This is a genomic window from Armatimonadia bacterium (assembly GCA_039679385.1).
Lineage (GTDB): Bacteria > Armatimonadota > Zipacnadia > Zipacnadales > JABUFB01 > JAJFTQ01.
This window is the reverse complement of the sequence record JBDKVB010000178.1, coordinates 1-22970: the sequence shown is the minus strand read 5'-3', so window position 1 is coordinate 22970 and position 22970 is coordinate 1. Positions and strand designations below refer to the sequence as shown.

General features: G+C 65.7%; 15 protein-coding genes. 4 read left to right on the top strand and 11 right to left on the bottom strand.

Features of this window, described 5'->3' with window-relative positions; genetic code table 11:
- The first annotated feature begins 71 nt into the window (after positions 1 to 71).
- Positions 72 to 920 (top strand): copper amine oxidase N-terminal domain-containing protein, encoded by an 849-nt coding sequence (locus ABFE16_20245; protein MEN6347632.1) that lies wholly within the window; start codon positions 72 to 74, stop codon positions 918 to 920.
- Between the two features lie 96 nt (positions 921 to 1016).
- Positions 1017 to 2342: an amidohydrolase gene (locus ABFE16_20240; protein ID MEN6347631.1), complete on the top strand. Its 1326-nt coding sequence runs from the start codon at positions 1017 to 1019 to the stop codon at positions 2340 to 2342.
- 31 nt (positions 2343 to 2373) lie between these two features.
- On the opposite strand, the gene ABFE16_20235 is transcribed toward ABFE16_20240, so the two are convergent.
- From ABFE16_20235 to rpsF, 10 genes are all read right to left on the bottom strand, one after another.
- Complete coding sequence (locus ABFE16_20235) at positions 2374 to 3615, bottom strand: hypothetical protein (GenBank protein MEN6347630.1); 1242 nt, start codon at positions 3613 to 3615, stop codon at positions 2374 to 2376.
- Between the two features lie 55 nt (positions 3616 to 3670).
- Complete coding sequence (locus tag ABFE16_20230; protein ID MEN6347629.1) at positions 3671 to 4471, bottom strand: sugar phosphate isomerase/epimerase family protein; 801 nt, start codon at positions 4469 to 4471, stop codon at positions 3671 to 3673.
- Positions 4472 to 4565: 94 nt separating this feature from the next.
- Entirely contained in the window at positions 4566 to 6047 is a 1482-nt protein-coding gene (locus tag ABFE16_20225) for a transglutaminase-like domain-containing protein (protein ID MEN6347628.1), read from the bottom strand.
- A 20-nt stretch (positions 6048 to 6067) separates the two neighbouring features.
- Positions 6068 to 7564: an HD domain-containing phosphohydrolase gene (locus tag ABFE16_20220; GenBank protein MEN6347627.1), complete on the bottom strand. Its 1497-nt coding sequence runs from the start codon at positions 7562 to 7564 to the stop codon at positions 6068 to 6070.
- 24 nt (positions 7565 to 7588) lie between these two features.
- On the bottom strand, positions 7589 to 9541 hold the full coding sequence (metG, locus tag ABFE16_20215; protein ID MEN6347626.1) for a methionine--tRNA ligase: 1953 nt from the start codon (positions 9539 to 9541) through the stop codon (positions 7589 to 7591).
- Positions 9542 to 9917: 376 nt separating this feature from the next.
- Complete coding sequence (gene ricT, locus ABFE16_20210; GenBank protein MEN6347625.1) at positions 9918 to 11432, bottom strand: regulatory iron-sulfur-containing complex subunit RicT; 1515 nt, start codon at positions 11430 to 11432, stop codon at positions 9918 to 9920.
- 21 nt (positions 11433 to 11453) lie between these two features.
- Entirely contained in the window at positions 11454 to 15095 is a 3642-nt protein-coding gene (mfd, locus tag ABFE16_20205) for a transcription-repair coupling factor (protein MEN6347624.1), read from the bottom strand.
- 164 nt (positions 15096 to 15259) lie between these two features.
- Positions 15260 to 16234, bottom strand: coding sequence for an ROK family protein (locus ABFE16_20200; protein MEN6347623.1), 975 nt, complete (start codon positions 16232 to 16234; stop codon positions 15260 to 15262).
- Positions 16235 to 16297: 63 nt separating this feature from the next.
- Entirely contained in the window at positions 16298 to 16789 is a 492-nt protein-coding gene (locus ABFE16_20195) for a single-stranded DNA-binding protein (protein ID MEN6347622.1), read from the bottom strand.
- Between the two features lie 163 nt (positions 16790 to 16952).
- Positions 16953 to 17561, bottom strand: a complete 609-nt coding sequence (gene rpsF / locus ABFE16_20190) for a 30S ribosomal protein S6 (GenBank protein MEN6347621.1) — start codon at positions 17559 to 17561, stop codon at positions 16953 to 16955.
- A gap of 342 nt (positions 17562 to 17903) precedes the next feature.
- On the opposite strand from rpsF, the gene ABFE16_20185 reads away from it, so the two are divergent.
- Together ABFE16_20185 and ABFE16_20180 are read left to right on the top strand one after the other, a co-directional pair.
- Entirely contained in the window at positions 17904 to 18773 is an 870-nt protein-coding gene (locus ABFE16_20185) for a thioredoxin family protein (protein ID MEN6347620.1), read from the top strand.
- Between the two features lie 121 nt (positions 18774 to 18894).
- Positions 18895 to 19725, top strand: a complete 831-nt coding sequence (locus tag ABFE16_20180) for a sugar phosphate isomerase/epimerase family protein (GenBank protein MEN6347619.1) — start codon at positions 18895 to 18897, stop codon at positions 19723 to 19725.
- Positions 19726 to 20105: 380 nt separating this feature from the next.
- Here ABFE16_20180 and ABFE16_20175 read toward each other — a convergent pair whose 3' ends face one another.
- Complete coding sequence (locus ABFE16_20175; GenBank protein MEN6347618.1) at positions 20106 to 22577, bottom strand: DNA translocase FtsK; 2472 nt, start codon at positions 22575 to 22577, stop codon at positions 20106 to 20108.
- Positions 22578 to 22970 lie beyond the last annotated feature (393 nt).

Genomic DNA, 22970 nt, shown 5'->3' with positions numbered 1-22970 from the left:
TTCGGGCTCTCCCTGCAGGTTGCCCCATCGTCCTTGGCTGGAGTTGACCCGCAACTGGGAGGGATCGGAGCATGACACGCCGCGCCATCACCACTGGCCTGATCGTCGGGTTCTCGCTGCTTGCCGTTGCCGCCTTCGCGCAGTTCCCCATCAACGAGGAGCAGGGCTATGCCGGCTACCGGGCAGAGCCTTGCGACCGTTGCGTCCCCGGCGTAAAGCCCGCTCTCAGCACCGGCTACTGGCTTCTCGTCCCGGGCCAGCAAGATCGCTACCCGCAGATGCCCTGGTACAAGATCGCCGTCAATGGCCGCGACACCGACCTGGGCCCCCTGGCCGTCCGCATGAAGGGCCAGCTCATGGTCCCGGTGACCGCTGCCGAGTACTTCGGCCTCGGGGCAACTCGCAGCGCCCTTAACAGCCGCCTGATGACCCTCGCCGGCGGCCCGAAGGTCCTCAAGATCATGCTGGGCTCGAACCTCGCCGACTATGGCGAGGAGACCGTGAAGCTCCCGGTTGCGCCCTGCTGGTATGATGGCCGCGTGTACATGCCCATCGAGGCCATCGGCTACCTCATGGGCTGGAAGTTCCAGTACAAAGCCTCCGAGGGCAGGCTGAACGTCACCACGACTGCGGGCGGAGCGGCTCCGGCGCTCGCACAGCCCGGCCTCACCAGCGTGGCTACCGAGAGCGACCGCCCGACCCTCAGGGTCGTGAACCAGACGGGTCAGAACATCATGGTCGTCATGGAGCGAGAGGGCGCTCAGCAGATGTGGGCGATCCCCGCCGGACGCACCTCGGAGACCCGCGACCTGGATTCAGGCGACTACGAGTACGGCATCGTGATGGGGGAAGCGCAGGCTTCCACCGGGCAGCTGACGCTGCTGCCGCGTCGTGCATACACCTGGACCATCGGCGGCTAACCGGCCGTCTGCCTCACCGACAATCAATGGATACGCAACGAGATGGGGACGGCCCTGCAGGGGCGGTCCCCATCGTGCCGAGAGGAGACGCCTTTCGTGGATGCCCTCAAGCAGAACCTGATCGCCGAGGCACGACGGCTGCGCAAAGAGTCCGAAGAGGTCGCCCTGTCCATCGGGAACAACCCCGAGCTGCCGATGCGCGAGGAGCGATCGGCGGCGCTCCTGCAGGAGCGACTGGTCGCCCACGGCTTCCGCATCACGCAGCAGTTCCCGCTGATTCCAAATGCCTTCGTCGCCGACTACGGCTCCGGTGGCCCGGTGATCGGTCTGCTGGCCGAGTATGACGCCCTTCCTGACTGTGGCCCCGGTGGAAAGGGCCCCGGACACGGCTGCGGCCACAATCTCCTTGGCGCCGCCAGCACCTTTGCGGCGATTGCCCTCGCCCGGGTGATGGAGGCCCAGCAGATTCCGGGAACGGTGAGGCTCTTCGGCTGCCCGGCGGAGGAGACCCTCGTCGGCAAGCCCTACATGGCCCGGGATGGCGCTTTCGAGGGGCTCGATGCCTGTCTGGCCTGGCATCCCGGGGTCCACAACGAAGCCAGCAGCGGCAGTGGCACCGCCATGGACTCCCTGGCCTACGAGTTCTTCGGTCGCACTGCCCATGCCGCCGGGAACCCTCACGATGGTCGCAGCGCCCTCGATGCCATCGAGATCATGAACGTTGCGGTCAACTTCCTCCGCGAGCACGTCCCGCCGCAGGTCCGCCTCCACTACGCGATCATGGATGGCGGAAAGGCCCCGAACGTGGTGCCCTCCTATGCGCGAAGCTGGTACTACGTGCGCGGCACCGACCGGCCGCAGGTCGCCGAGGTCAGTCGTCGGGTCCATGACTGTGCGCGTGGTGCAGCCCTGGCCACCGGCACGCGGATGAAGCGCACGCTCCTCAGCGTCTGCTACGACCGCCTGGCAAACGACGCCATCGCCGGCGCCCTCGATGCGAACCTGAAGTTGGTGGGTGGGCCGAAGTTCACGAAGCAGGACCGGGCCTTCGCGGAGAGTCTTGGGATCACGGGGGAGTTTGACTCGAAGGTGCGGGAGATCAGCACGTCGAGGGGAGCGGGCTCGAGCGACGAGGCCAACGTGAGCTGGATCGCGCCGCTGGCAGTGCTTCACACCGCCTGCTGGGCGCAGGGCACGCCGGGGCACAACTACCTCGTCCACCTGCAGTCCGTCGCGCCGGCAGCCATGAAGGGCCTGGCCGTCGCCGTCCAGGTCCTCGGGCTCACCGCTTACGACCTGCTGACAGACGCGAAGCTGCTCAAGGAGGCCCGCGAGGAGTTCGCCCGCCGGACGAAGGACTTCGTCTACGATCCCGTCCTGCCCCTCCGCCAGCGCGCACCCATCCAGGACCAGATCCCTTAGCCACAACAGACCGGAAGACGCCCTGCCTGCGTTACGGTTCCGCTTCCGCGGGCAGGGCTGCCGGCTTGCCGTCGGCATCAATGCTCGCGACGAGATCGAGGTTGACCTTCGACCGCAGTTCGGCGGCCTTGAGGGTCAGCGCCTTGGGCGGCGCCGAGGGATCAGCCTCGGTTACGCCGAAGCACCCCAGCTCATCGCCGGTGTTCGACGACCCATTGCCGTCGACATCGCGGAACGCCGTCAGGTAGTAGGTAGCCGAGTCCAGAGCCATGGTGAAGCGCCCCTGGGCATCGGCCTTGGCGCCTTGACGCAACTCCCGCAGGGACGGATCGGCATAAGCGTGCAGAATCGCGCCGGGCACGGGCTGACCACGGCGCAGGACGGTCCCGCTGATCACCGCAGGCAGGCTGGCGGGCATGATCCGCGGGCCAAGCTCGGCGCCGTCACCGGTGCGCAGCCGTCCGTCGGAGGCCAGTGCCCAGTCCAGACCCAGCGAGATATCCTTCACGGGACGCTCGCCATCCAGCCGCAGAATTGGCAGGGACACGCCCAGTCGCGGCGAGTAGTCCAGCAGCGCGAACAGGTCGCCGGTATCGATCGCCTCCGACTGGTCCAGGTTCTCGATCGCCATCAGTTGGTACGCGCCCGGCGGGCACACGATCGAGAAGCTCCCGTCCGCGGCGACCGTGGCCACCTGCGGAGGATTGCCCAGCGTCAGCGGCACCAGCAGCACGAGTCTCTCGCCGGACGCCTCCAGCAGGCCCTCCACCTTTCCGCTGACTCCGCTCTGCATGGCGCTCGGAACGAACTCGGGCGGCTGCACCGGCACCGGCTCAAGCCTCAGGTCCTCGTTCACGCGCAGGCTGATCGGGATGCTCACGCTCAGGGCGTTCGCCCCTGCATCAACCACCAGCGGCTGCGGGCCGGTCTCCTCGTCGACCACTCCCAGGAATCCGATGCCGTCGCCGGGGCTCACCTTTCCGTCGCCGTCATCATCGGCATAGGCCATGAGGTAGTAAGTCCCGGCGCCGAGCGCCATCACGAAGGCGCCGTTGGGCCCGCCGGTCGGATACACGTCGATGAGCTTGCGCTGCTCCGGGTCGGCATAGAGGCGTATCTGGGCCTTCGAGAGGTCATGCTTGGCCCAGAGGATCCTCCCCAGGACCGGAACCAGACGCTCCTCCGGCTTCTCCTCCGTGTTCTTTGCCGGCTGGCAGTGGGCGAGACCGGCCAACCCCAGGGATAGCGTGAGCAGGACCAACAGTCTGCGCATGGCGGCACCACGTGACAAAGATGAAGGTAGCCCGGGCCAGGGGCGGCGGGTTTGCTTAGGCCAGTTGCGACAGCAGTTCCGTTAGCTTAGCCCGGAACTGCGGGAAGGCGACTTCAGGTTCCGCGATCTCCGGATGCCACTTCTTCTCCCACTCCAGCGAGAGGAACCCCTCATACCCGGCATCCTTGAGCGTCTGCAGCATCTCTACCAGGGGCAGGTCGCCCTCGCCGAAGAGCCGGTAGTCGACCTTTCCCTCGCGCTCGAACCCGTCTTTGAGGTGCACGTGCACGACCCGATTGCCCAGGGCTGCCTGGGTCTCCGCGGGCGCCTCGCCATGCCGGTACGAGTGGTGCATGTCCCAGATCACTTGCAGCGCCGGGTGATCCACAGTTTGCAGAATCAGCGCGAGTTCGTCGCCCCGGCACCAGTCGTCATGGGTCTCGAGCCCGACGATGACGTCCTTCTCCTGCGCATACTGGCAGGCCTCACGCAGAGCAGGGGCAAGGGCCTTCGCTCCCTCGGCATGATCCATCCCCTCGGGGACGCGCCCTCCGAACACGCGCACCAGCCTGCAGTCAATCGCCGCAGCCGCATCGACGTAGGCCCGGCACTCCGCCAGCGCCTCGGCGGGCTTGCCGAAGGACGCTGAGCTCCCAAGACCCGCGACGGCGCACCCGAGACCCTCCAGCTCCTGCAGGAAGCGCGAATCCGGCTGCAGATGCGGGCTCTTCGGAGCGAACATCTCGCCCTCAAGCCCGCGAATCTCGATCCCCTCAAAGCCGAGGTCCTTCACGCACGCCAGTATCTGGTCAACCTTCCAGTCCGGGCAGCCAAGGGTGGAAAAGCAAGCCTTCATGTGATCACCCGTCCGTGTGATTGGTGAGGTAGGGTACTGCGAGGAGCCCGCCGACCTGTGACCTTCCGCAGCAGGCGAGTTGGCAACCTTCCGATCAGTCCTGCTTGTAGTCGAGGATCTCGGCGGACAGCGCACCGAGAGTCCGTCCGGCCCCGAGAGCCAGCTTCGCCAAAGACTCCGGCGCCAGCCCTCCGGCGGTCATCCGGATATGCCCGGCACCGACGGCGGCCTCATCCCAGGCACCGTCCATCTCCACCCACTCGCCCACGTAGATCTCATTCCAGGCGTGGTAGTAGAAGGCGCCGTGAGCGTAGGCGATGCCGGTCACCATCTTGGCCGGGATCCCGACTGCTGCGCAGAGCGTCGCGCACAGAATCGCGTGCTCCGTGCAATCGCCGCTCTTCTGGCTCAGGATCTCGCGCGCCGAGACCAGCCGCGGCTCGCTCTTTACCTTCTCCAGGTTCTCGAACACCCAATGCACGATTCGCTCGGCAGCCCGTCGGCAGTCCTTCTCCTCGCCGACGATCTCCCGTGCCTGCGCCTGGATGCCGGGGTCGTTCACCTGGGCCAGCTCGGAGGGCGCCAGAAACGGCGCAAACTCAGGTCCGGTCACCGGCCGGGGGATACTCCGGGTCCCGCGGGGCAGGCGCCGCGCAGTGACCACAACCGCCCCATCCTCAGCGACTACTTCCTGGCGCACCGTCGCGGGAATCAGGTCGCCAACGCCAATAGCGCCCGCTCGGAGTCGCACCTTGAGCAGCGCGAGGTGACGGTAGTCGGCGATGTCCTTGTTGGTGGGGATGCTGCTGGACAAGACGAGGGGCGCTGCCGCTGCGAGGGCCTCGGTCTCGGTGGCCTCTTGCAGTTGCATCTTGAGGATTGAGGCCGTCGAGGAGGACACGAGCGTGCCGTCGGCGGCGATGACGTTGACGGTCTCCACCGGCACCAGACTGCTGGTCGAGGTGACCCGGTAGCCCGCACGCCCGTCGGGTAGCTGCACGCGGTCGGTCACCGCCACCCTGTGGTGGTCGATGGCAACCAACTCGGGGTTGAACACCTCCACATCGAAGTGGTCGCCGGGCTTTGCCTCGCCTCGGAGGATCGCCAGGGTCAGCTGCATCTCGGAACCATAGGCGGGCGTCGTCGCCACGACCTTGTGGGCTTCCTCGCCGCCGGCTCGCAGCGTCACCTCGAGGTTACCATCGCGCAGTACGGCCTCCACCTCGCGCACACGTCCGAACTCGTCATTGCGCATAACCATGCGCTCCGGACGCAGGTCGGCGTCGTAGTAGGTGGCGACCTCGCTGTCGAGAGTTAGTGCCTCCGGCATCCCGGCGAGCTGGATCCGGGCACGCATCCGCTCCACCACCCGCAGTTGCGGCTGACCCGCCGCGGAGGTCACGAGGGTGGTGTCGGATCGCGCATATCCTGCGCGCTGGTCCAGCAAGGATACCGTATACCAGGTGCTACCCACGAGCTTGCGAGCGTCGTCGATGGGCCGAGCATGGCAGGGCACTATGGCGATCAGAGCAAGCCCTATCAGCACTGCCGACCGCCGGCGGCAGACGATGCTCACGGTGTTCCTCCCGGTCGGGGTCATGACGCCGGTTCGGTTGACTTCCCATCCTCTGAGCTAGCACTGCCCGGGGCGACTGCTGCAGCAGCATCCTCCTCGGCAGGTTTCTTGGTCGGCTTATCGGCATGGGTCTGCATCCAACTGAAAACCGAGACGATCTGCGGGTCGAACCGATGGCCGGACTCGCCCATGATCGTGTCGAGGGCTTCCCGAGGCGTGATCGGGTCATGCTCGGAAGTGAAGCCGGGGTTGACCAGCCGCTCGTAGCGGTCGACGACGGCCACGATACGCGCAAGCCGCGGGATGTCGTCGCCCTTGAGGCCCTGCGGGAAGCCGGTCCCGTCCCAGTACTCGTGATGCGAAACCACCACGGGCAGCACCGGCGCCAGGAAGGTTATGGGCTGCAGGATACTGCGGCCAATGAGCGGGTGCATGCGGTAGAAGATCTGCCCCTCGCTGATGCGGTCGGTATCCTCCAGCGCTGACTCCGCGACGCCGATCTTGCCGATGTCGTGGAGCATCGCGCCGAAGCGCAGGAGCTCCAGGTCATCGTCGGTGATGCCCAGTTTCTGCGCGAGCTGCACAGCCAACTCGGTTACGCGCTCCGAGTGGCTGTAGGTCGCGCTGTCCTTGGCCTCCATCGCGATCGTGAGGGCCCGGACGGTCTCGAAGTAGTTCCGCCGGATGTCCTCGTACAGCTCGGCGTTCTCGATCGCAATGGCCGCCTGCCGGGCGAAGGCCTGGACCAGCTCAATCTCACGCAGGCGGAACCGATGGGGTCTGGCGCTGTAGATGCGGATGACACCCCGGGCATCGTCCTTGCTCATCAGGGGAACGCTCAGGACAGAGGCGATGCCCTCTTCGGCCGCCTGCTGCGGGTACTGGAACCGCGGGTCCCGCGCCACGTTGGCGATCTCGATGACCTCACCGGCCAGCACCTGGCGGTCCAGTTCACTGCCATCGAGAGAGACGGGGCCTTTGTCCTTGTACTCGTCACTGAGGCCGTACTGCGCAGCCAACTCCAGCTCAGAGGAGTCCCTATTCAGCAGGCGGATGGCGCAGGCCTTGGCGTTGGTCACACCGACGGCATGCTCGGTGATGGCGCTCAGCACTTGGCGAATCCGCAAGGACGAGGTGATGCTCCGAGCCACGTCGTAGAGAGTGTCGATCTCCCGCAGACGTCGCTTCAGTTCGGCAAAGGTGCGCGACGAAGCGACCCCGATGACGAAGAAGATGAGTGCGCGCAGAATGACGTCCTGCAGGGGCTGCTCGATGGGGCCGGCTGCGGTCACCTCACTCGGTGCCCAGGGACCACACAGCGCTGCGGCCGCCAGGGCCACGATCACAGCACCCACATCTCCGAAGGCGAAGCCGGCGAAGATGATCGGGATGTAGAAGAAGTGCACGGCGACACCGTTCGTCCCGCTTACATAGACCAGAATAGCAACGGCGCCCAGCAGCACCGTGATCGCGGTGCCGATGCCTGCCAGCGTTGTTGCTCGCCTCTTGGCTTTCATGCCGTCACCTCCCTCTGTGTGAGGTTAGCGAATCTTGCTGCCGACTTCACAGTCCCGGTCAAGGGTCACGAGCGCCAGCGGCTGCTTCTCGCCGGCCGCCAGGATCATGCCCTGCGACTGCACGCCACGGATCTTGGCAGGTTCCAGGTTCGCCACTACGACTACCATGGCGTCCAGCAGCTCACGCGCCCCGAAAGCCTGTGCCAGCCCGGCGACGACTGTACGCGGCTCCTCCTCGCCCAGGTCCACGGTGAGCTTGTACAGCTTGTCCGCGTCAGGGATGTTCTCGACGTTGAGAACCTTCCCCACGCGCAGGTCTAGCTGTGCGAACTGCTCGTAGGAGATCATGGCCGTCTCTTTGTGTCCCTTCTTCGTATCCTGCTTCTTCGCGGGCGCCTTCGCCTTATCCAGCGCGGCCAGGTCTACGCGCGGGAAAATCGGCTCGCCCTTGCACACCCTGGTACCGGCGGGGAACAGACCCGCCACGCACTTGTCCCAGCACCGCAGTTCCTCGTGCCCTGCAAGCCCCAGCTGCTTCCAGATCTCCTCGGCGACCACCGGCATCGTAGGCTCAAGCAGTGTAGCGACAATCCGCACCAGATCAAGTACGTCGTACAGAACCGCACCGACCTCGTCCATCTTGCCCTGCTTGTACAGCGCCCAGGGCTCCTTCTCGTCGATGAACTTGTTGCCGGCCGAGAGCAGCTCCCAGACCGCCTCCAGGCTACCCCGGAAATCCGCCACCGCAAGCGCAGCCTCCACCTTTCCCTTTACCGAATCGACGAGCTCTCCAAACGCGCCGGTCTTCTCGCTCGGCGCCGGAACTACGCCTTCCAGGAACCGATCCACCAACGGCAGCGCACGGTTGAGGATGTTGCCGAGATCGTTGGCCAGGTCCGCATTGAACCGACCCACCAGCGCACGCTGGGAGAAGCTCCCGTCGAGGCCGAACTGCACCTCACGCAGCACGAAGTAACGCACCGCATCGACGGCCACCTCGAAGTCGCACCCCGACAGCTCTGCCAGGGACCGGGCGGCCTCCTGCGGCACAACGATGTTGCCCTTGGACTTGCTCATCTTGTCGCCGTCGTCCGAGACCCACCAGCCGTGACCGAAGAGCATGCGCGGCTGGGGCAGACCCAGGGCCATGAGCATCGCCGGCCAGATCGTTGCGTGGAACCGGGGCAGAATGTCCTTGCCCATCAGCTGCACGTCCGGCGGCCACTTGGTGCTGTCAAGCTCCGGATACCCCGCCACCGTCAGGTAGTTGATCAGCGCGTCGAACCACACATAGACGATATGGCTCTCATCGCCGGGCACCGGGATGCCGAAGCCCTGGCCAATCCGGCTGACGCAGGTGTCGCGCAGCCCGCCCTTCACAAAGGCAACGACCTCGTTGCGCCGGGATTCGGGTAGGATGAAGCCCGGATGACTCTCAATGTACTCAAGCAGCGCCTGCGAGTACTTCGAGGTGCGGAAGAAGTACGCCGGCTGGGCGAGTTCTTCCACCGGCCTCCCGCAGTCCGGACACTTACCCTCCACCAGTTCAGACTCGGGAAAATAGGTCTCGCAGGGGACGCAGTACCAGCCCTGGTACTCGCCCTTGTAGATGTCCCCGCTCGCCAGGAGCTTCCGGAACACCTCCTGCACGGCGGCCTTGTGTACATCCTCCGTCGTGCGGATGAACCGATCGTAGCTGATGTGGAGCGTCTGCCAGGCGTCACGATAGACCTTCGCGAAGCCGTCGACGAAGTCCATCACGTCAGCGCCGGCTTCCTGCGCAGCCCGCATGACCTTCTGTGCGTGCTCATCGACACCGGTCACCAGCAGGACATCCTCGCCCCGCATCCGGTGGTATCGCGCCAGGGTATCGGCCGCGATTGTCGTGTAGGAGGTCCCGATGTGCGGGCTCGCAGTCACATAGTAGATCGGCGTAGTGATGTAGAAACTCTTGGGCGAGGTTTGTTCCGTTGGCATTATTCCATCTTCTACCTTGTTGAACGTCACAGTTCTGCGCGCACATGGACGGACAGATGGGAGTTACGCAGGAAGCCCGCACTCATGACTGCGGGCCGGAACACCCGAAGCCTGCTCAGTGATGGCAACCGGCACAACTGGACCGGCTGCAACCACCGCAACCGCCGCCTCCGGCCACACTACTCGTCGAGCCGCCGCCACTGCTCACATGGCCTGCGAAAGTGGACATCATGCGGCGCATCTTCTCGCTCCCACAGGACGGACACGCCGCCGGGGCATCTCGCTGAGAACGCTCCCGCAGCAGCTCTGCGACCTGGCTGCACTTCCCGCATTTGTACTCGTAAAGCGGCATAGTTTCACCTCGAAATCAGGACGACTACGACCCGCCTTCCGGCGGATTACTGCCCCCGGAACCCTCGCCATCCCCGCCCGACGTTCCGCTGCCCCCATGTTGGGGACGTCGTCGACGCCACTGCCGCCGACCCGAACCGGAGGCCTTCTTCTCCCCGGTCTGGGAAGCAGGTGTTTCGCCGGTCGGAGCGGCCGCCGAACCTTCTCTCGGTTTCTGCGGAGCCGGGGCCGCCTTGGCCTCGGGCTTTGCCTCGCCCGCGCCTTCAGGACGCGGTGTCGAGCGATGTCCCGGTCTGCGCGAGCGTCGTCGGCTTGAGCCGCCGCCGGGTTTGGCAGCCGGGGTTCCTTCGGGCTTCGCCTCCGCCTTCTCCTCCGGCTTGCTCTCGGAGGGCCGAGGCGCAGTCGGAGCCGCCTGCTGCTGCTCACCACGCGGCTTGCCGCGACGGCGATGCGAGCGATGCGACTTGTGCGGCTTCGCCTCCTCGGTTGCCTTCTCTTCGCCTGCCGGTGCAGGTGTCTCGACCGGCGCCTGGGCAGGCTGGCTTCCCGTCGTGGGGCGACCGCGTCGCGGCTCCCGCATGATCACCCGCGGCTCTTCGCTGGGGACCGGTGCGGGTTCGCGAGCCGGTTCCGGTTCGGGCTCCTCGGCAGGCCCTCCGGGCGGACTGAAAGGTGTCGCCTTCCCCGCTGAGATCTGCAGCCAGTAGCCTCGCGACCGACGCAGATCCTGCGCCGGAACCTCCACCGTCTGCCTGCTCTCAGCGTCCTGGAAGTCGACGGTCACCATCTCTCGCAGCAGGGCCACGCTGCGTACCCTGCCCACACGTCCCTGTCCGCGCACTTCGTCGCCCGCTTGCGGCAGACGCGCAGCAAGCTCCTTGTAGACCTCGTGCTCGTAGCGCAAGCAGCACATCAACCGGTCGCAGATCCCGCTGATCTTGGCCGGATTCAGCGGCATCCCCTGGTCCTTGGCCACCTTGATCCCGACCGGGTCGAAGCTCCGCAGCCACTGCGCGCAGCACAGAGGCCGCCCACAGGGCCCGAGCCCCCCGATCATCTTCGCCTCGTCACGGACTCCGATCTGCCGCAGCTCGATCCGGCAGTGCAGTACCTCAGCCAGGTCGCGCACCAGGGCCCGGAAGTCCACACGACCCTCTGCGCTGAAAAAGAACGTGATCCGCTGAGCATCAAAGGCATAGTCGGCGTCGATGAGCTTCATCGGCAGCTTATGCTCAGCGATCTGCGCCTCACAGATCTTTGTCGCTTCCTTTTCCCGTTCGCGGAGCCGTTCCTCACGCAGCACATCATCCCGCGTCGCGCGGCGCACCAGGGGCTTGAGCTGTCTCTCGTTGTCCTCCGCCGACAGCTCGTCCTTGAGGTACACCACCTCGCCGATGTCCACGCCGCGTTCCGTCTTCGCAAGCACATAGTCACCGGGAGTCACCCGCACGCCGTTCGGAGCAAAGTGGTAGACCTTGCCCCCCGTGCGGAAGCTGACCCCTACGGCGAGCGGGAGCTTCTTCTCTGTGTTTTCGCTCATGTACCCTTCCGCCCAGTAAGCTCAGACAGCGACGCTGTCTGTACGCCCCGCCGTCTGTGGTCTCATGGCTACACGACGGCGCAACGTATCCAAAACTAGCCCCAGGGCCGTGAACATCGCTTCCCGGTCCCTGCGGTCATACCCGAAACTGATCTGCAGCGAGGTGAACACGGCTCGTGGCAGCGGCGACCGGGCTCCCTTGCGAGCCATCTGCGCCGTGGGCTTGAATATGCCCTCAATGACCCGCTGCTCGCGTGGCGTCAACCGTGCGTCCTCGCTAAGCCGCACGTTCACGCGACCTTCCTGCGTGCTGATATCCGCCACACGGGCCTCAAGCGCCTCGAGCTTCAGCCGTGCCAGCTTGATGAGAACCTGCACCGGCTCCGGCGGTTCCCCATACCGGTCGCCAAGCTCCGCGACCAGGTCCTCCAGTTCCTCCGAGGCACGCACTGCTGCCAGCCGTCGGTACAGGTCGAGGCGTTGCCCCTCTCCCGGTACATAGTCGGCCGGAATGACCGCCTCCACCGGTAGATCGATGGAGGGAGCCTCCTCCAGGTCATGCACCTGCCCGCCCTTGAGCGTCTTGACCGCATCGCCGAGCATCTGGCAGTACAGGTCCAGTCCGACGGCGCTCATGTGCCCGCTCTGCTCGGCGCCCAGAATCTCCCCGGCGCCGCGAATCTCCAGGTCGCGCAGCGCAATCTTGAACCCGCTGCCCAGTTCGCTGAACTCCTCGATCGTCTCCAGCCGCTGCTCCGCCTCTTCCGACATTCGGTCCGGGTAGCGATACAGCAGGTATGCATAGGCCTGCCGGTTCGAGCGCCCGACGCGACCTCGCAACTGGTACAGTTGGCTGAGCCCGAGGCGGTCGGCGTCGTCGATGATAATAGTATTAACATTCGGAACATCGAGGCCGTTCTCGATGATCGTCGTGCAGACGAGGACGTCGAACTCCTCTGCATAGAAGGCCAGCATCACCTGCTCGAGGTCCTCTTCGGCAAGCTGGCCGTGGGCCACCGCGACCCGAGCTTCCGGCACTACGCGCTGGACACTGGACGCGATGTGGGCGATCGACTTCACCCGGTTGTGTACGAAGTATACCTGACCGCCTCGCTCCAACTCGCGCCGGATGGCCTCAGCGATCAGCGCATCGTCCCGCTCGCGCACGAAGGTCCGAATCGGCATCCGCCCCTGTGGCGGGTCGTTGATGACCGAGATGTCGCGAATGCCCGACAGCGACATGTTCAAGGTCCGCGGAATCGGCGTCGCCGTGAGCGTCAGCACGTCCACGCTCTCGCGCAGCTTCTTGAGCCGCTCCTTCTGCTTCACCCCGAACCGCTGTTCCTCGTCAATGACAATGAGCCCGAGGTCCTTGAAGCTTACGTCGGAGACCAGCAGCCGGTGGGTGCCGATGACGATGTCGACACGCCCCTCCTTGATGGCCTGCACGATCTTGTGCTGCTCCGACTTCTCCTTGAACCGGCTCAGCATGCCGATCTCGACAGGATACCGCGACAGTCGTTCCCGCAGCGTGTTGTAATGCTGCTGCGCCAGAACCGTCGTCGGAACCAGAAGGGCGACCTGCTTGCCGTTCAGCACCGACAGGAAGGCGGCGCGAATCGCCACTTCGGTCTTGCCGAACCCCACATCCCCACAGATCAGCCGGTCCGCGGGCTCGGGCTTGGCCATGTCCGCGTAGGTGTCCTGGATCGCCTGGTACTGGTCGGGCGTCTCCTCGAAGCGGAAGGAGCTCTCCAGCTCCCGCAGCCACGGCGAGTCCGTCGCGAAGGCATATCCGCCGGCGGCTTCCCGGGCCGCGTACAGCTTCATGAGCTCGCGGGCCAGCAACTGGGTTGACCGTCGCGCCTTCTTCTTGGCCTGCTCCCAGCGACCGCTCTTGAGAGCGGTTACGGCCGGTGCGCCGCCCTCGGAACCGATATACTTCTGCACCCGGTCAAGCTGCGTTACCGGCACGTACAGCTTGTCGTTCTCCGCGTACTCCAGGAGCAGGTAGTCGCGCTCCATGCCGCCGACCGTCTGCTTGGCGAGACCCCTGTAGATGGCGATGCCGTGGGTGATATGCACCACGTAGTCGCCCTCGTGCAGGTCTCGCAGCGACAGCAGCGAGAAGCCCCGTCGGTAGGTCGGCTCCTCGGGCCGCCGAAGCTTGCGCCACCCGTAGATCTCGCGCCCGGTCAGGACCACCAGGTCAGACGCCGGGAAGGCGAAACCGCCGGAGATGTCCAGCTCCGCAACAACAACCGTGCCCCGCTCCAGCGGGAGCCCATCCCTGGCCTCAGTGACCTTGGACAGCCCGCGCTGCCGCAGCACTCCCGCGGTCTGGTCCATGTCATTGCAGCAGACAAGAACGCGCTTGCCCTCATGCTGCCACTCGTCCAGGCCGCCGATCAGAAGCTCGAGCTTGCCGCCGAAGCTGTCCACCGGCGGCGTGCGCACCAGCATCTTCTCCGCCTTGGGCGCCCAGGGCACGTCGCGCTGCAGCGTGGTCATGTAGACCACCGGGTGCTGGCGTCGAGCCCCGACCAGATGCCGGGCCACGAACTTGGCAAAGGGCATGCAGGCCGTGTCGGGGAGCCGCAGGTGACTCCCGAGCTTCACGCCCTTGCGGTAGGCCTCATGTACATCGCTCTCAAACTGCTCCGCGTGGGACTGGAACCGCACCGGCTCGTCCACGAGCACATAGGTATCCGGCGGCAGGTAGTCGCACAGGCTGTCCGGGTCCGAGTAGATGTAGGGCAGGTAATGAATGAGTCCCGGCGCCGGTGCGAGACGCTCCAGGGCTTCCAGATCCTGCTCCATGCGCTCCTTGAGTCGGGTCGCCTCGCGCTGCTTGCCCTGCTCGTTGAGCTGGTCCAATTCCCGCCGGTACGCGCTCTTGATGGTCGGCAGCGCCCGGCGCAGCGTCACCTCGGTCAGCAGCAGTTCCCCGGCCGGGCCGAGACCGATCCGTTCAAGCTCCTCCGTCGAGCGCTGAGTGATGGGCTCGAAGAGCCGAATCCGCTCCACCTCATCGCCGAAGAACTCGATCCGTGCCGGCTTGGGCGAGGTCGGCGGCGAGACATCCAGGATGTCGCCCCGTACCGAGAACTGCCCGCTGTCATCAACCAGGTTCACGCGCTCATAGCCCAGCTTCAGTAACCCCGCTGCCAGCTCATCGCGGTCATAGGACTGCCCCTTAGCCACCTCGCGACGTGCCTCCACCATCACCTCGCTGGGCAAGGTCAGGTGCAGCAAAGACTTCACGCTCGCGACCACAATCGTCGGTGTCCCCGCACACAGCCGCTCCAGCACCGTCAACCGGTCGCGCACAGCCTCCCGCTCGGGCTCGACACCATCATACAGGGCCGAAGCGATGGAAGGGTACAGCAGCACTCGCTCATGGCCCGCGGCGCTGTCGGAATCGCCCAGGAAAGCCTTCAGGTCGCCCACCAGCGCCTGGGCACGCTCGTCATTGTAGGTAGCCAGCAGTGCGGTGGCCTGCGGGTCGGCCAGCACGCCGGCACACAGCAGGGCCTTCCCGGCTCCGCTCACGCCCTCGACGCAGACGGAACCGACACCGTGCGCGAGACGGCCGACCAGGTCGCCGAACTCCCGCGCTTCCTTCAGGCACTCCACCAGACTGTCGCGAACACCCGTGCCCATAGCTCTAGTGATCCCCGACTCCGTACCCCTGTCGCGAGGCAACGCAAGTAGCCCGAGGAAACCTCGGGCTGGTCCACACGACTACACCGACTACCTGGACGAACAAAACCCCGTCACCGCCAGGAGAAACGGTACTGCCACCGGCACGAAACCTCGCCGACTTCTCAGGCCTGCTCCCAGGCAAGGGCGCCGGCGCCGTAGATGCCTGCCAGATTCTTGTACTGTGCGGATACGATCTTGCTCACGTCAAAGCCGCTGATCAGCCCCCGGGCCTTCACCGTCCGGCGAACCGGCTCAAAGAGCACGTCGCCGGCCTCTGCAATCCCGCCACCAAGCACTACCACATCCGGATCGCACATCACGATGCAGTTGCAGATGCCGATCCCGATGTAGAACCCGACGCGCTGGTAGACTTCCTGGGCCGCCGCATCGCCTGCCTGCGCTGCCTTGCTGACGATCTCCGGCGTCAGGCGCCGCTGGTCGCCCTCCACCAGGTCGAGCAGTTGCGTCGGCCGTCCGGTCTGAATCTCCCGAGCCGCCCACTCCACGATGGCATCCCGAGCGGCCATGGCCTCGAAGCAGCCGTAGTTGCCGCAGCCGCACTTGCGCCCTGCCGGGTCGAGGATCATGTGGCCGATCTCGCCCATGATCTGCCGGGGCCCGCGAACTACCTTGCCGTCGATAGCGATCCCGCCGCCGATCCCCGTGCCCAGGGTGAGCATCAGCAGGTTGCGACTGCCCTTGCCGGCGCCCCAGCGCAGTTCGGCAAGCGTCGCGCAGTAAGCGTCATTCTGTAGCGAAACCTTCAGCCCGCCGAGACGATCGGAGAGAGCCTTCGTCAGCGAGTAGCCTGCCAGACACTGGAGGTTGGGAGCCTTCTTGACGACGCCCGCCTCGGGGTCGACCGGTCCCGGGAAGCCGACGGCCAGGCCCACCACGGACCCCTCTGCCACCTGCGGCAGCGCCATTCCTTCGCGGGCCGCCTGTGCCAGAGCATCGGCCACCACCTCCGCGCTGGAGGTCACCGGGGTGTCATGAGAGGAGCGATCTACGAGGCCGCCTTCCGCGTCGAACACACCGACGGCAAAGGTGGTGCCTCCCAGGTCGATGCCGATGCCGTATGAGCCCTTGCTCTTCACTATGGATCGCCTCTGCGCGGGGAAGTCCGTCAGGTCGTCAGGCTCCGGCAGCCCGGTTCACGACTACTGGTCGCCGAAGGGGTCCTCGTCCTCGCTGATGGGGCCGTAATCCTCTTGCGAGTCCGTGGTCGGCGGAGCAGCCTGAGGCCGGGGCCCTCGCGGGCCTGCCGGGCCTGCCGGGGCTGCGGCACTGCCACCGTTCGCTGCCCGAGATGCCCGTCGTCGTTCGGCTTCCTGGCGACTCTCAAGCGCCTGCACCGAGTTGGCCACGATCTCCACCGAGTACCGCTGCTGACCGTCCTGGGCCTGCCAGTTCCGAGACTGAATGCGCCCCTCAACCCCGATCAGTGAGCCCTTGTCCAGGTACTGAGCCACGAACTCGCCGGTCTTGCCGAAGGCGACAATATCCAGCCAGTCCGTCTGCTCCTCCTGGTCCTGGCCTCGACGTTGCCGAGCGACGGCAATCCGGAAGTTCACGACGGCCATGCCGCTGGTGGTGTAGCGCATCTCCGGGTCTCGGGCGATACGGCCCACGAGCACGCAGTTATTGATCACTACGAGTCGCCTCCTGACGGCACGCGCAGATCCCTTGAACGTGTTCCCTAATCGCAACGGAGACGCCCGGCATGGGCGTCTCCGGATCACTGTCTACCGACATGGCCACCAGCTTCCCGGGCCGAGCATCCTGACCCGCAAAAGCCGGCTTGTTCCACACAGACTACTCAGTCGGAGTCTCGGCCGGGGCCTCGGCGGCCTCTGCGGGAGCTTCGGCAGCGGCCTCTGCGGGAGCTTCGGCAGCAGCCTCTACGGGGGCTTCGGCAGCAGCCTCTGCGGGAGCCTCGGCAGCAGCCTCTACGGGAGCCTCGGCAGCAGCCTCTACGGGAGCCTCTTCAGCAGTCTCTGCGGGAGCCTCTTCAGCAGCCTTTGCGGGAGCCTCTTCGGCAGCCTTTGCGGGAGCCTCTTCGGCAGCCTCCGCGGGAGTCTCTGCTTCCTCAGCCTTGGGCGCCGGCTTCGGGCCCACGAGCATCTTCGGGTTCGCCACGGTCACGATACCGCGCACGACGTCCTCGCTCAGCGCAAACTCGTGCTTGATCTCCTCGACGGCCGCGCCCGAGCTCCGGAAGTACATAACCCGGTAGATGCCGTCTGTATGCCCCTTGATCGCGTAGGCCAGGCGGCGCCGCGCGAACTCGTGGACGGACTCGAACGTCGCGCCCTGCCCCTCAATAGCGGTGCGGAACTGCTCCTCCAGCGCGGCGACCTCTTCATCGGTCAGGCTGGAATCCAGGATGTACATCGCCTCGTACAGCACTGCTTCTTTCGCCATATTCCCCTATTACCTTCTTCCTATGGACAATTGGCTCCGGCCATGCCAACCGGCCGGAGCAGGAAGGGCCTTCTGTGTTGCGTCGGCACCCCAAAACCTTCAGCGCCTGCGCCTCTTTACCAAGCCCTGTCTATCCCTTCGCAGTATAGCACAAGCCCCGCATTCCTTGCAATGCAGCCTCCTCAGCAAGCCCCGCCGCCCCTTGTGCTGCCTTGAATCCGCTCCCCTTCACTCGTATAATCACGGAAACTTCCTCACCACCCGCAGCGTCAACATACTATAGGGTTGAGGGGCCCGTTGCCGTCCTCATGCCCCCAATCAGGCAACCCCGGGAGACGAACCATGACCCGCAGATGCACGCCTCTCGTTCTCTGCCTCCTCCTCGTGAGCCTCGCCACTCTGGCCCAGGCCGCCGGCGACATCAACTGGCTGCCCGGCGGCTACGAGGCCGCACTGAAGGCCGCCACCGGCTCCGGCAAGACAACCCTCCTCGCCGTCGGCAGTGCCTATTGTGAGTTCTGCGACCGCATGGACAGGGACGTCATCACCGACGCCAAGGTCATCCAGCTCAGTCGCAGCTTCGAGTGCGCCCGCATCGACGCCGACAAGCGCGACGACCTCGTCGTCAAGTACAAGGCCTACGTCCTGCCGACTTACCTCTTCACCGACGCCAGGGGCGAGGTCATCTACCGCTTCTCCGGCTACACGCCGGCCGAGGTCTTCTGCGTCTACCTGCGCACGGCACTGCGTCTTGCTCCGGCCAGGACAGAGCTGGCAACCCTCCAGGCCAAAGCGGACGCAGGAACTGCCACGCCGCAGCAACTGGCGCGCCTGGGCCGACTGCTCCGCAAGTTCGACCGGCCGGCCGAGGCGGCCAAGTACCTGACCCAGGCTCTGACAGCCCTCAAGCCCGAGAGCCCTGAGGCCGTCCTGGCGCAGCTCGACAAGGCCATCCTCGACTCCACTAAGGGCACGCAGACGGCCCTCGGATCGCTTGAAGGCTGGATCGTCGCGAACCCGAAGCATGTCGAGCGCTGGGAGGCCCAGTACCAGCTTGGCATGGCCCAGGCGACCACCAGCCAGGCTGCCACTGCCTACTCCACCTTCAACACGCTCGCGAAGGCCGCGCCGACCAACGACTGGGGCATTCTCGCTAAGTACCAGGCCCAGATACTCGGGCCCGAGGCACAACGCCCAATCACCGGTGGGTGAGGCGGCTAACCTGAGCGGACCGGTCGGTCCGCGTCCCGAAGGTCCTTTGGCGGCCGGCGAGGAATCCTCGCTGGCCGCTTCGTTCTATCCGCACCGCTGCTTCCCGAAAGGTCCGCTGAACATGGCAGCTTCCCGGTACCGCATCGGCTGCAACGTCATCGATCCGCTGCTGGAGGTCGGCCCCGGCACCGACTACACACTACCCGTAGGCCGCCGTTCCCTGGAGTTCCTCGCCGAGTTGGGCTTCGACGCCGTCGAGTTCTCCCACGCCCTGCACTGGACGGACGAGGAGCTGCAGGTCGTTCGGAAGATGACGGAGGAGATCGGCATCGGCGTGTGGTCCCTCCATGCCTGGGCCGCCGGTGATGTCCTCCAGGAGGAGCACGCCGAGAAAGCCTCCCAGATCCTGCACCGTGCTGCGGAGGTCGCGCTCGCCCTAGGAGCCGGTCGCGTCGTCCACCATCCCAGCGGAGGTTCCCTCGAGGGTGACGGTATGCAGCGACTGGCCTGCGAGGCCGATCTGATCCGCGCCGCTCACCGGCCCGGCTTTCTCTTCGCCCTTGAGAACATGTCCAGCCTGGCCCAGGTGGACTACCTGATCACCTTGGTCGACCGCCTTGGCCCGGAGGTCGCCGGGATCTGCGTCGACACCGGCCATGCCAACCTGGGTGCCGACCTCGGGGCGCCGACGGCTCTGCGCCGGGCCGGACACCGCCTGATCACCACCCATCTGCAGGACAACCTTGGCACCCGCGACGAGCACCTTCCTCCCGGTGACGGCCTGATCGACTGGGATGAAGTAGCCGTCGCCCTGCGGGAGACCGGCTATGACGGCTGCCTCATGCTGGAGCTTACCGACCACCCCGGTGACGCCCGAGCACCACACCTTCGCGACGAGATCGCCCGCGGAGCCGCCATGGCAGGCAAACTCTGGGAGATGACGCGGCCTTGACCCTGCGGCATCTCAGGTGACGCGAAGGGGTGGCTGGCCCAAGGCCTCTTGGCCGTCCCCTTGGTGCAGTCTTCGCACGCGTGGGTTCGGGTCGCAGCTGGACGTATTGAGGGCTGGGGAGCGCGGCCCAGAGTGTTGCGGTTTCGCAGAAACACCTCACCCCCCGAGCCCCCACTCCACGCGTGGAGAGGGGGAGTCGAGCGGCAGCGAGACGGGGGTGAGGTACGCGAACCTGGCCCTCGCAGCACTGCTGGGTCCCACATGGACGTGCACCAAGTCGCGTGGGTACCACCCCGCCTTCCTCCAGACGCAATCGGGGCCGACCCCTGGGTAAGGGTCGGCCCCTGCATAACCATATCCGTGTTCGCCGGTCGGCGGTCCTAACTCTCCTCTTCCTCCAGCCCTTCGTCGGCCTCCCCTGCAGGCGCCGACATCAGGACGTCCTCTGCCGTGATCTCGCCCTCGCTGTCTTCCTCCTCAGCCTGCGCCAGGTCGTCCTCCGTCGGCCCCAGGGGACGACGTCCCTGCAGCACCCCGTCCAGACCGTGCGGACCAAGGAGTACCTGCCGGGGCTTGGAGCCCTCGTGAGGTCCTACGACACCCCGCTGCTCCATCACATCGATCAGTCGTCCGGCGCGAGCGTAGCCCACCTTGAACCGCCGCTGGATCATCGACACGGAAGCTTCGCCCTCTTGCACTACATACTGCACGGCGCCCGCATAGAGCTCGTCGCTGGTGTCCATGTCGTCCGCGAAGTCTCCTTCTTCCTCCTGCGCCTCGGGGATGATCTCGAACTGCGGCTCGCCCTGGTGGCGCAGGTGCTCGACCACCCGCTCGATGTCACCCCGGGGCACGAAGGCTCCCTGAATCCGCCGGGGCTTGCTGGCGTCCAGCGGCGAGTAGAGCATGTCGCCGCGACCGATGAGACGCTCGGCGCCCTGGCCGTCGAGGATCGTGCGGGAGTCCACCTGCGACGCCACCGCCAGCGCAATACGGGTCGGGATGTTGGCCTTGATGTTGCCCGTCACGACCTTGACCGACGGGCGCTGCGTGGCCAGGATCAGGTGAATCCCCGTCGCGCGCGCGAGCTGGGCGATGCGACAGATCGAGAACTCGAACTCCGCCCGCCCCTGCATCATCAGGTCGGCCAACTCGTCGATGATGATGACCACATGAGGCAGAGGCTCGAACTCGTCGGTCGCGTGCTCCTTCGGCATCCCGGCGAGCGCGTTGTACTCGGCCAGATTCACGACGCCCTTCAGCGCGAACTTGTCGTAGCGCTTCTCCATCTCCCGGATGGCCTTGCGCAGCACGTCGGCGGCATGCTTGACGCTGTAGACGACCGGCGCCATCAGGTGCGGGATGCCGTCATAGACGGCCAGTTCGACCCGCTTGGGGTCGATCATGATGAACCGCACCTCGTCGGGCGTGGACCGCAGCAGCAGGCTCATGATGATCCCGTGCAGGCACACGCTCTTGCCCGAGCCTGTTGCGCCGGCGATCAGCAAGTGAGGCATGGTGCTGATATCGGCAATCACGGGCTGCCCGGCGATGTCACGACCCAGCGCGACGGCGAGCCTCGACGAGTGGCTCTGGAAGCTCTCGGTCTCCAGCAGAGCTCGCAGCCCGACGGTCACGCGATTCGCGTTCGGCACCTCGATACCAATGGCCGACTTGCCCGGGATCGGCGCTTCTACGCGGACATCCACGGCTGCCAGCGCCATGGCCAGGTCATCCGCGAGCCGCACGACCTGATTGACCCGGATTCCGCGCTCCGGCTCCACTTCATAGCGGGTGAGCACGGGACCGGGCTCGAAGTGCACCACCTTGGCGGTGATGCCGAAGCTGGCCAGCGTATCCTCCAGCTTGATGATCTGCTCGGCAGCCTCCTGCCTCGCGGCAGCGCTCTCGACGTCATCATCGAAGGTCGTCAGTAGAGTGGTGGCGGGAAGCACAAACAGGTCGGAGTTGCGCAGCAGCTTCGGCTGATGGGCGATGCCCTTGGCAGCTTTGGAGCAAGTCCGGCCTTTCGGCTCATCCCTGGCGACCGCGCCCGAGGCCGCGGAAGCCTCGGCCTCGATGGGCTTCTCCTCGCGCTGGCGCTCCGGTTGCCGAGCCGCAAGCACGACAGGCGCGGAGGCGGCCTCTGGCGCCCGAGGCGCCAGAACCGGACCAGGCGGCTCGTCGATGTCCACCTTCGAGCCCTTCCTGCGCCGCTTCGGCTTGGGTGGCTCTTCCTCTTCGCGTTCCAGGTACGGTCGTGGCCCGAGTGTGGCGTGTTGTGCCAGCGTCCGAGCCCCTTCACCGGCAAGGTCGGCGCCTCGGGCAAGCCGTCCGCCAACTCCTCGGCACAGGTCCCGCAGCGTCGATTGCGTCAGCAGGATCAGCCCGACGCAGGCCATGGAACACGTCAAAATCAGTGTGCCGACCTGCCCCAGCAGGCTCAGGCACACCCAGGCCAGACCAGCGCCCAGGTAACCGCCGCCGGACAGAAGGTTCTCTTGACTGGCGAACACCGTCGCCGCGTCATCGGTCAGCCGGAGTTGCAGCAGCACCAGCGCAGCCACAGCCAGCAGGCTCGCACCCACCAGCACCTTCGTCGATGGTGATGGGCGGCGGTCGAAACCATAGAGTGCAGCCAGGAGGAAGAGAACCAGGGGTACCGCGTAGCTTCCCAGCCCAAAGGCCAGGCGTAAGCCCGCTGCAAGGCCGCTCGGGACCACGCCGATGCCGTCGCCCTGGTACAGAAGACTGACCAGGATCAACGTGCCCAGCGTTGCGAGCCCGATGGCCATGAGGTCGCGTTTGAGACTATCGTCCTTCGGTGGAGCCGCCGCACGTGCCTTCGCCAACGAATTCACCCTCCGGTCGTGTGATGAGAGCGTCATAGAGTGGGGGTGACACACCAGGCCGGCCTCGAGGGTTCCCCGGAGGCCCATGTTCTTCCCGCCACTATAGCACAAATGCGGTGCCAGCAAAAGCTGCCAGCCCCTCTGCCGCTGGTCCTCTGACTCCCCTTCGACGCCTCCAGAGGCAGCCGGATGACAGGCCGTCTTTGCCTTTCGCCGTTGCCTTGGGCCGTTGCCTTGGGCCGTTGTCGTCCCCCTCACACCGCAGCCTATACATTACCCACATCTTGTTTTCTGGGGGGAGGAGGTTCTCAGCCGGGCGGCAAGAAGTATAGGTGCTTGAGGTGACTCAAGCATGTTTGACTGGCTTCTGTTGGAACTCGCTACGCTCAACCT